This window comes from [Clostridium] ammoniilyticum, assembly GCF_025566905.1.
Lineage (GTDB): Bacteria > Bacillota_I > Bacilli_A > Erysipelotrichales > Coprobacillaceae > Faecalibacillus > Faecalibacillus intestinalis.
In genome coordinates, this window is the sequence record NZ_JAOQJR010000001.1 from 171,656 (window position 1) to 182,877 (window position 11,222).

The window sequence follows — 11,222 nt, forward strand, 5'->3', positions numbered from 1 at the left end:
TCCTAAAGTGTAACATAACGATGAATGTGTAAATAATAAACAATAGCTTCCACTTCTTTATTTGGAAACATTTGCTTCATAATCTTTTTATAATAATACATTTGACCTTGATGAAGTTCTTTTAAGAGTTCATCAGAACTATTTTTAGCTAATGTATCTGTCTTATAATCAATGATTGTTATTTTGTCTTCGTTAATACATAAAACGTCAAAAATACCATGAATAATTTGTTTATTTTCATTTAAAAATGAAAATTCTTTTTCTTTATAACAATATGAACTTTTTAACATCAATTGATAAATATCACTTTCAATAAAGCTTTCTAAATGAACTTTATATTGATTTAAAAGAGTTCTCGCTTCTTCATTAAATAAAGATCTTTGTATAATATTTTGAAAACATTCTTCAAAATTTAATTCTTTATCTAAAGGATATAATTCTAAAAATAAATGAACAAGAGTTCCTCGATCAGTTGCTTTCATTGATGATTCATTTTCTTCATCATCTCTTTCAAAAAAACGATTTCCATCATCAATAATAGAAGTAACTGCTACTGTTTTATCAAAAGGTGCTTTGTTTTGATAATTAAATTGACTATTTTTTAAATAAAGTTCTCGATCATTATTTTCTATTTGACTTGTTGGATAGATATATTCATCAATTGTATGAACATCAATAATTGATGTATGAAATTTAGAATGACAGGTATTAAGTTGCATCGTGTTTTCTTGATAAAGTTTTAATTGTAAAGCGTTATTTTTTACTTGATCCAAATCATAATAATTTTTAATTTTTTCATCAAATAATGATAAATCAATACATTGTTGAATAAAATCAGGATGACGTATTAAAGCAAGCATGATCCAATTCAACATTTGATTTGATTTACGAATCGTTGCAGGTAAAAGATGACATGAAGCATCCAGCGCATAATCAATGACTTGTTTTTGCCATTTTTCAATCATATTAATCTCTTTTAAACCCCCCGTTAAAATCAACTTTTGAGATGCTCTTGTAAGAGCTACATAAAGAATACGCATTTCTTCATTAATGGTTTCATTATCAAGAACTGTTGAAAAGATACCACGTAAAGGATGTGGATATTCAATAAGGACATTTTGAAAATCTCCTAAATCTTGTTTTTGATGAGGATTTAAAATGATTCCTAAATTTTTATCTTGAATTAAAGGTGCTTTTCCATCAGCAAAATTAAATTGATGGTTCATTTGATTAACGATTACGATAGGAAATTCAAGTCCCTTTGATTGATGGATCGTCATAAAAGTAACAGCATCACCATCACTTGAAAGGGTAGCAGGTTTATAATCAATTCCTAAAGTCATTGTTTGTTCAAATTTATGAACGATTTGATATAAAGAAAGACCTTCATCTGCTTTCAACATTTCAATTAAAAGTTGAACATTGGCATAGCGTTGTTTACCATTATAAAGAGAACTGATAAATAGATCATATTCGTTTTCCTTAATAAATTTTTCTAAAACTTCATATACTGGATGATTTCTAGCAAATTCTTGCATTTTATGATAATAGTTTAAAAAATCAATTGCTTCTTGATCGGCTGCTTGTTTTAAAGATTCATACATAGATGTATTTTCTATTTTATGAAGGTAAAGCCAGTTTTCATCAAAGCGTGTTTTTTTATAATTTCCTTTAAGCAATGAAATAAGTGCCAAATCATCTAAACAATTATCTAATGCTTTTAAAAAGTAAACACAATCTAAAATTTCATTACTTTCAAAAAATCCTTTAGTAAGAACAATTAAATTCGGAATAGAAATAGCATCAAAGACCTTTTTATAAGTTATAAAATTAGCAACATTTCTCATCAAAACAACAATATCTTGATACTTTGCCAAACGATTTCCAGTATAAAAATCAAGTTCAAGATGACCAACCATCTCATGAATTTTTTTTCCAATCATTTTTGCTTCATATTCAATCATATCCACTGTTTCATCTTCGGGTTTTAAAACCAGCATGATTTCACTATCGAAACGTTTTTCTTGATCGTAACGTAACATGGCTTGTTGTAATTTTTCATCAGTATCACATTTTTCTTTTCGTAAAAAGTCGTAATTTAGTTGGGCATGAGGATCATTGTCGTATTCCAAACCACCATAACGACGATCCATAATCGCATTAAAGATATAGTTAATACTATCTAGAACAATTTTATTTGAACGATAATTGAATTTTAAATCGATTCTTTGATTATTATCTTCAAGACCATAAGTGAGATATTTTTCATTAAAAATATCTAAATCCGCTTTTCTAAAACGATAAATCGATTGTTTCATATCCCCAACCATAAAACGATTAATTTCAGGTTCTTGAAAACGAGAAATTAATAAAATCAAATTTTCTTGAATTTCATTTGTATCTTGGTATTCGTCAATCATAATTTCATGAAATTGTTGATAAAGAGTTTGAGCAACCCCTTGATTTTCACTTAATAATTGAAGGGTATATTGTTCAAGGTCATTAAAATCTAAATAAGAAAGAGATTTCTTATAAGCTTGGTATTCTTTTTGAAATTCTTTAAGATATTTTAAATAGATTTCTAAATGGCGATAAGAAACTTTTAAAACCTCACTTAATTCTTCAATCGAAGAAGGCATACATTTTTGATAAGCTTTACTAAAAGTGTTTTTAGTTTGATCTAATAAGGATTTATATGTTTCTTTGATTGAATCATCAACATCTTTATAACTAGCCATACGATGTTTTTCAATTTCTATACCCATTGAAAAATATTTTCCTTGATTAAAACATTCTTTTAAATTTTGAAAATAATTTTCTAAAACAGTATGTGGTGCAGGTAATTTCTTTGTTTCTTCAAAGTAAAAACCTAAACCATATGTTTGACAATAATCTTCAAGCTTTAAATAACTATCATAGGCTTCTTGAAAAGCTTCGTGTAATATTTTTTTTAATGGTTTTTCAAAAGGCGTATCTTCAATTGTTTGATCATTGATGACACGATCATAAAGTTTTATTTTCACTTGATCTAAATAATCATCAAAATGATAAACAGTATGTGATAAATTATCTAATTGAAAAAGAATTTCTTTAAAAGAATTAAATTGATAACCAGTATAATTTTCTTGATAAAAATCATAAAATTCTTTTTCTTGAACCCATTTTTCAAGACATTGATTTAAAATATTTTCTTTAATTAAAGTAGGGTTTTCAAGAATTTCAAACTTAGAATCCAAATGAATTGTATAGCCATATTGACTTAATAAATCACTACAAAAAGAATGAAAATTTGTAATATAAGCATCATTTAATAATATCTTTTGTTTTTCTAAATGTACTTTTAAAGAATCATCAACAATATGAATTCTTTTATTTAAACTTTCTACGAGTCTTTGTTTCATTTCTAAAGCAGCTGCTTTCGTAAAAGTTAAAACAAGTAAAGAATCTACACTTACATGATCATCTTCAATTAAAGACATCATACGATTAACAAGAATTTTTGTTTTTCCAGAACCAGCAGGTGCTGAAACTAAAATAGAACTTCCACGACTATAAACAGCGAGATTTTGTTCATCATTTAAACTTTTATCTTTCTTCATTTTGACCTCCTAATTCAATTTGATGATCTTCATTATAGAAAATATCATAATTACAAATGGCTTTATAATGACAAAAACGACAAGGATTAATATGCATATCAATGTTTGGATTATCACTACGTGTTGGATAAATACGAATATCTCCAGTAATCATTTGTTGGTAAAGACTTTGAATGTGTAAAGTGATTTCTTGTAAAAGGGTATCTAATTCATCATGAGAAATAATTTTAGCGTTACTATAAGGACTACCATCTTTTTTAAGTTTGATCTTGATAATATCACTTTCTTGTTCCATTTCATGATCAATTTCTAAATAAGTGTCATCTACACTATAGCCATCCATTTTATAAAGTTTAAAAAAACTTTCAGGATCTTGTTTTTCTAAAATAGAAATCTCACTTTTTAACATTCTTTTCTTTGTATTAAAATACAAAACAGCGCCTTTATCATAGTTTTTATTCTTTGATAACATTTCTAAATAAATCAACATTTGCATATTAAATCCTAAACGTGCTAGTTCTAAATTCAATTCTTTATTCGAAGATTTATAATCAATGACTTTTAAATAATTTTGATATAAATCTACACGATCAATAAAACCTTTAAGTTCAATATCTTGAATCTTATCATAAACTCTTTCTTCACAAGCAGAGAGTTCAAATAAACCATGTTGCATCTGTTTTGCTAGAACAATAATTGTATTATATAAGTCATCTTCAATCAGTTTTAAAAAGAATTGATTTTTTTTCAAAGTATATTTCTTTAACATATGAGTCTTTAAATAGTTTTGAATACTTAAATGAATATCTTCTTTTAAGGAATCAAAGTTTTTAGCTTGATAGTTATTGAAATAATGATGATTTTTTTCTAAAACATAATGAACTAAAGTACCGATTTCATTACTTTGTATTAAAGAATTATTTATAGAATCTACTTTTAACATATATTGTAGATAGTATTTATAAGGGCATTGGTTATAGACCTCTAATTTACTTGCGGAAAGAGGATTATGTTGATGATTGATATGCATTGGTAATACTTGATGATGGGATTGTTTGTAAACCAATAGATGATGATTTAAAACAGATAATGAATCATCTTGATGTCCTTTTAAATAATAATCTTCTTTTAATGAAGGATGAATAAGTATATGTTTTTTAAAAGTTGGTATCGTAAATAATTTCGTTAATTTTTGAATAATCGATGAAACAACCAAATCTCCACCATTTAAATCTCTTAATGCATAACTTAAAATGATTTTTTGATGGTGACAAGAAAAAAGATGTCTTAAAGTATTTTGATGTTTATTTAGTGCATCATAGGTTGTAGGATACTTTAATGCAAGTGCTTCTTGATTTAAAAGTAAATTGGTATTTTTAAATTCTTGAGGAATAATTGTTTCATTTAAACCTAAACAATAAACATATTTTGCTTGTAAGAGTTCACTGTAAGGTTGATTGTAATTAAGTAAATAAAGACTGTCATAGCTTTCCTTAAGAGAATGTGTTTTTTTAGAAAACATTTCTTGAAGTAAACTTAAATATTCTTTTAAAGAAAGAGGTTCAGTTCCTTCAAGTTTTAAACTTGAAAGTAAAGCATAAACAAGTTCATTTTTACAAAAAGAGTGTTCAATAAGATCAATCAAAGATAAAGAATAGGATGATAAATCATGACCTTGAATCTTTAAAACTGCTTTTTTTAATGCTAGATAATTTTCATCATCAATAAAACCTTGTAAAGTATATAAATTTTTTAAATAAGATACATATTGATGATCTTGAAAATTTAATAAATATAAAGAACTGATTGCATCTAAAAGATATGTTTCATCTTTACTTAGGCAATATTGTAAAAGCATATTAACAACTTGAAAAGCTTGATTAGTGATTGTTTCTTTTCGATTATATGCAAGGTTAAATTGATCTAAAATACGACAAAGATGACGATAATAATCATCATTTGGGTAATAAATCACAAAATCACGTAAAGCATTTTCTTTAAGTAATGTATTAATATCAAAAACAACTTGTTTGACTTCTTCTTGAATCGTTGATGCTTTTAAGATTTGATAAGGATGTTCAAAATCACTTTTTGTATGTGATGAATCAAATAAATGATTTGTGACATAACCTGTATAATCAAGAATTTCATTTTCTTTTGTATCTTGATAAATAAAAACATGACCATATTGATCAAGCTTTTGAATAAGTGCTTGATTTTTAGGAATTGTTATTTGATTTGTTAGAAAATAATAATAATTGTGGCACTTTTCATCAATAAGTGAATAAATAAGATCATGTTCTAAAAAATGAGTTTGATCAAATTGATGATATAAATTGAAAAGTGTTTTAATTTTTTCTTTTGATAAATCTGGTAACTCTTTTGTTGTTTCTTGAATATTATAAAGATAGAAACTTTTAAAAATATCTAATATTTGTTTAGCTGTTAAAACATGATTAGCGCTTAAATGAAATAAAGAAGAGGTATCTTCTTTATTCATTTTAATAATTTCTAAAAGATTTTGAATATCTGTTTTTTTTCTAAAATCTTGATGATATATTTGTAGAAGCTTTTGATAAAACGACGATAATGTCATGAGTTCAATATTAAAAAGGGTATCTGTACATTTTAAGAAAATTTCTTCGTAATATTTAGGATCATCAACAATGACGTAATGAATAGCAAAAGGATTTTCTTTTGCAGAGTGTAAACAATCATTTATGATTTGTTTTATTGTTGAACTATAGTGATTTGAGTTATAAATATGCATAATGTCACCTCTTGCTTTATTTTATCATAGATAGATTTAAATATTTAGTGAAAACTCTTATTAAAAGGATAAAATAAGGAGTTAATAAAAAAAGAACTGCAAGCAGTTCTAAATTCTTTCGACTTCATCAAGCCATATTTGAACATTGGCATCACTTGGCATACGCCAATCACCACGAGGTGATAAAGCGACAGATCCAACTTTTGGACCATCGGGGATACAACTACGTTTAAATTGTTGACTAAAGAAACGCCAGTAGAATAAACGTAACCATTTTTTAATTGTATCTTTATCATATTTATCTTTGAAGGCAAGTTTTGTCTTTTTATAAAGTTTACGAGGTTCATCACCAAAACGTACCATATGATAAATAAAGAAATCATGGAGTTCATAAGGACCAACGATATCTTCTGTTTTTTGAACAATTTTATCATCTTCTTGAGGAAGAAGTTCAGGAGATACAGGAGTATCTAAAACATCTTGTAAAATTGTTTCAAGAACTTGACCTTTATAAAGAGAAGAAACATAGTCCACAAGATAACGCACAAGTGTTTTAGGAACCGAAACATTGACAGCGTACATGGACATATGATCACCATTATAAGTTGACCAACCTAAAGCAACTTCGCTTAAATCACCTGTTCCAATGACAAGTCCACCAATTTGATTTGCTTTATTCATTAAGATTTCAGTACGTTCACGGGCTTGAACATTTTCATAAGTAACATCATGTACATTTTCATCTTGATCAATATTTTTAAATTGCATTCTTACAACTTCAGCAATATTGACAGTTTGACTTGTCACTCCAAGTTCTTCCATGAGACCTAAAGCGTTATTTTTTGTACGTGATGTTGTTCCAAAACAAGGCATGGTAATTGCATAAATATTCTTTTTATCATAACCTAATTTTTCAAATGCCATGACACAAACAAGGAGTGCAAGTGTTGAATCTAAGCCACCTGAAATACCAATTACGACTTTATTTATATGAGTAGCTTTTAATCTTTGCATTAAACCTCTTGTTTGAATTTCAAAGACTTCTTTACAACGTAATTCTCGAAGGGCAGGATTACTTGGTACAAAAGGATGAGGATCATAGTAATGATTTGTTTCAATATCAATCAAATCCATATCAAAGTAAACATAGTCATAATCATGATGAGATTGATAAGTTGTCATCTTTCTTCTTTCACTAATAAGTTTTTCAACATCTAAATCACCATAAATCACTTCAGCATCAAAACCAGTACTTTCATTAATAATCGTTCCATTTTCACAAATTAAATGATGCCCAGAGAAAACTACATCGGTTGTACTTTCTCCACTTCCTGCATTACTATAAACATATCCTGAAACAAGTTTTGCTGATTGCATTGAAACAAGGTTTCTTCGATAATCTTTTTTAGCAGTTAATTCATTGCTGGCAGATGTATTGCAAATGACCGTTGCTCCATTTAAAGCAAGTTCATTACTTGGCGCATTTGGAAGCCATAAATCTTCACAAATTTCTACACCTAATGTAAAACTTGGTAAATTTTGACAAGCAAAAACTACTTTACGACCAAATAAAACAATTTGTCCAAAAAGCTCAATTTCAATATTATCTTCAAAACAAGGTGTAAAACGTCTGCCTTCGTAATATTCATTATAATTTGGAATATGATATTTAGGAACAATTCCTAAAATATTTCCATCATATAAAACAGCAGATACATTATATAAATTATTTTGATAATGAAAAGGTAAACCAATAACGACAATTTGTTGGTGTCCTTTTGTATCATGCATAATTTCTTCTAATTGAACAAGACATTCATTTAAAAGACGATTTTGTAAAAATAAATCTTCTAAAGTATAACCACTTAAAACAAGTTCAGGAAAAACAACCACTTGTGCTTTCTTTTCTCTTGTTTCTTTTAAGACCTTTTTAATTTCATTAGCATTATGTTTAACATTGCCAATAAGTGTATCAATTGATGCACTGGCAACTCTTATATATCCATCTTTCATAAAATTCCTCCATTTGTCCTTATTATAACAAAAACATAATTATTTTAGCATATCATTATGCAAAATATTCAAAATCTTTATAATAAAAGAAGAAGGAGAAATTTATGAATACATTATTATATCCATTATTTGGAACCTTATTTACATTTTTAATGACTACTTTAGGAAGTGCGTTGGTTTTTTTCTTTAAAGATGAAATCAAAGATTTTTATCAACAACTTTTTTTAGGATTTGCGGCAGGCATTATGATTGCAGCCTCTGTTTGGTCTTTATTGATTCCTTCCATGGAAATGGCAGAAACTAATGGACAAAACAGTGCTCTTATTTTAGGAGGAGGCTTTATTATAGGGGCACTCTTTTTACTTTTTTTAGATCATGTAATTCCTCATCAACATTTAAATGAAGATAAGCCAGAAGGTCCTAAAAGTATGTTAGGAAAAAATACCATGCTTGTTTTAGCGGTAACCCTTCATAATATTCCTGAAGGTTTTGCGGTGGGATTAACTTTTGCGATTGCGGCAAGCAATTCAAGTATTACTCTGGCTTCCGCATTTGCTTTGGCACTAGGAATTGGATTACAAAATTTACCAGAAGGAGCAGCGATCTCCCTTCCTTTAAAACAAGGAGGAATGTCACGAACAAAAGCTTTTGTTTATGGAAGCCTTTCAGGAATTGTTGAACCGATTGCAGGAGTCATTGCCGGTTTTACGATACATATTATGCAAACAATATTACCTATTTGTTTATCTTTTGCTGCAGGAGCGATGATGTATGTTGTAGTAGAAGAACTCATTCCAGAAGCACAGCTTGGTAAACATAGTCATGTCGGAACTTTTGGTGTTTTGAGTGGTTTTGTGATCATGATGTTAATGGATGTTTTTTTAGGATAAGAGGAGATTAAAATGTTCTATTTTTTATTTATGATTTTGATGTTTTACATTTTTGGAAAATTATTTTTCTTTGGCTTAAAGGCAGCTTGGGGACTTTCAAAATTTGTTTTAACGATTATTTTATTGCCGATTACTTTAATGGTGATGGTCTCATGTGGTTTGCTTTATTTTGCCTTTGTTTTATTAATTGTTGTAGGAATTATAAGCTTTTTTAAAACAAATATCTAAATGTCAACTGATAGTTGACAAAACGAAAAGTAGAGTTGGTAGTACTTTTTGGATAATTGTTCTAAGATAGAAACAGGAGGGAAGTTATGAATTTATCAGAAAAAATAATGATGTTAAGAAAAAAAGAAGGGTGGTCACAAGAAGAACTAGCTAACCATCTTCAAATCTCAAGACAAGCTGTTTCAAAATGGGAGTCAGGTCAATCGATGCCTGATACCGATAAAATTATTCAACTTAGCCAACTCTTTCATGTAACGACAGATTATCTATTATTAGATCAGGAAAATGAAGGGAATATTCAAACAGGGATTTATTTATCTTTGACACAAGTACAAGAATATTTAAAGATTAGAAAACAATCATCTTTAAAAATTGCATTTGCAACCTTTTTATGTGTGATTTCACCTATTCCATTAATTGGTTTTACAACGCTATGTCAGTACCAACGATTTTATATGGCAGAAAATTTAGCAATAAGTATAGGTCTTAGTTTTTTAATTATTTGTATTACGATAGCAGTTATCTTATTTTGTTTATGTGCTTTTAAAGTTAAAAAATATGATTTTTTAGAAAAAGAAGATTTTTCTCTTGAAAATAGTGTGAAAGAATACGCAGTTAAAGAAAAAGAAGCTTATCAAGATCACTATCACCGTTATCAAATTCTAGGCATTGCTCTATGTATTTTATCAGTTTTACCTATTTTTATCTTTTTAAATTATGAATTTTTAGAAAGTATTGCTGTTTGTTTTCTTTTATTGTTTGTAAGTATTGGTTGTTTTTTTCTTGTTTTAGCAGGAACTTATCAAAATTCTTTAGATAAGATTTTACAAACAGGGGATTATACACCTGAACAAAAAAAGAAAAATGCTTTAAAATCAAAAATAAGTGCCATCTATTGGCTTGTTGTGACCGCTATTTTTCTTTATTATACTTTTGGTGAAAATGGTAATGGACAAATACAATATAGTTGGATTATTTGGGCAATAGCTGGTGTTTTATATGGTGTCGTGATGATCATTATAGATTTAATAAGTAAAAGAAGGAATTAAGATGCAAATAGTAGGATATATGATTTTGCTTGTCTTTTATCTTTGTTATTTTATAAAGATGTTTCAACAAAGAAAACAAGGAATTCAAACAGATCATATGGGAAAAGGAAAACAAGGAATTCAAAAGAAGATAGAAATAATGATGAAAGGAGCAACGATTGCTACTTTTATCATAGAAATACTAAGTATTTATTTAAATACAACGACTTTTCCATTGATAATTCGCATCATGGGAATATTTTTAGGAATCATAGGAGATATTGTTTTTATTGCTTCTGTTTTAACAATGAAAGATAGTTGGCGTGTAGGAGTGAGCTATGAAGAAAAAACAGATTTGATTACAGATGGTATTTACCAAATTAGTCGTAATCCAGCCTTTTTAGGTTTTAATCTTGTTTATCTAGGAATGTGTTTAATGTTTTTTAATACAATTTTATTGATTATTTCATTACTTGCAATGATAATGTTTCATCTTCAAATTAAATATGTGGAAGAACCATTTTTAAAACAAGAATTTAAGGAACAATACCTTCAATATTATCAACAGGTTAATCGTTATATAGGAAAAAGGACAGGTTTTAAATAACTTGTCCTTTATATGTTTTCTTCAATAAAATGTTCATATTGATTCCAATATTTTTGATAAATCCGTTTCTTTCCATCAAGATTTATT

At 27.6% G+C, this 11,222-nt stretch carries 7 protein-coding genes; 4 read left to right on the plus strand and 3 right to left on the minus strand.

Annotated elements, in window-relative coordinates; all coding sequences use genetic code 11:
* Positions 1-2: 2 nt before the first annotated feature.
* The 3 genes from OCV55_RS00860 to OCV55_RS00870 form a co-directional block, all read right to left on the minus strand.
* On the minus strand, positions 3-3,599 hold the full coding sequence (locus tag OCV55_RS00860) for a UvrD-helicase domain-containing protein (protein ID WP_147579516.1): 3,597 nt from the start codon (positions 3,597-3,599) through the stop codon (positions 3-5).
* Positions 3,586-6,369 carry a PD-(D/E)XK nuclease family protein gene (locus OCV55_RS00865; RefSeq protein WP_147579517.1) on the minus strand — a complete coding sequence of 928 codons (2,784 nt, stop codon included), beginning with the start codon at positions 6,367-6,369 and terminating at the stop codon, positions 3,586-3,588. The genes OCV55_RS00860 and OCV55_RS00865 overlap by 14 nt, the downstream gene beginning before the upstream one ends.
* A gap of 108 nt (positions 6,370-6,477) precedes the next feature.
* Positions 6,478-8,382 (minus strand): NAD(+) synthase, encoded by a 1,905-nt coding sequence (locus tag OCV55_RS00870; RefSeq protein WP_147579518.1) that lies wholly within the window; start codon positions 8,380-8,382, stop codon positions 6,478-6,480.
* 104 nt (positions 8,383-8,486) lie between these two features.
* Between OCV55_RS00870 and OCV55_RS00875 the strand changes: the two genes are divergently transcribed.
* The 4 genes from OCV55_RS00875 to OCV55_RS00890 all read left to right on the plus strand — a co-directional run bounded on the left by OCV55_RS00875 (position 8,487) and on the right by OCV55_RS00890 (position 11,135).
* On the plus strand, positions 8,487-9,272 hold the full coding sequence (locus tag OCV55_RS00875) for a ZIP family metal transporter (RefSeq protein WP_147579519.1): 786 nt from the start codon (positions 8,487-8,489) through the stop codon (positions 9,270-9,272).
* A gap of 12 nt (positions 9,273-9,284) precedes the next feature.
* On the plus strand, positions 9,285-9,500 hold the full coding sequence (locus tag OCV55_RS00880) for a hypothetical protein (RefSeq protein ID WP_022002891.1): 216 nt from the start codon (positions 9,285-9,287) through the stop codon (positions 9,498-9,500).
* 86 nt (positions 9,501-9,586) lie between these two features.
* A complete protein-coding gene (locus OCV55_RS00885) occupies positions 9,587-10,549 on the plus strand; it encodes a helix-turn-helix domain-containing protein (RefSeq protein WP_147579520.1) in 963 nt (320 codons plus the stop codon).
* A 1-nt stretch (position 10,550) separates the two neighbouring features.
* A complete protein-coding gene (locus OCV55_RS00890) occupies positions 10,551-11,135 on the plus strand; it encodes a methyltransferase family protein (RefSeq protein ID WP_267309753.1) in 585 nt (194 codons plus the stop codon).
* The last annotated feature ends 87 nt before the right edge of the window (positions 11,136-11,222 follow it).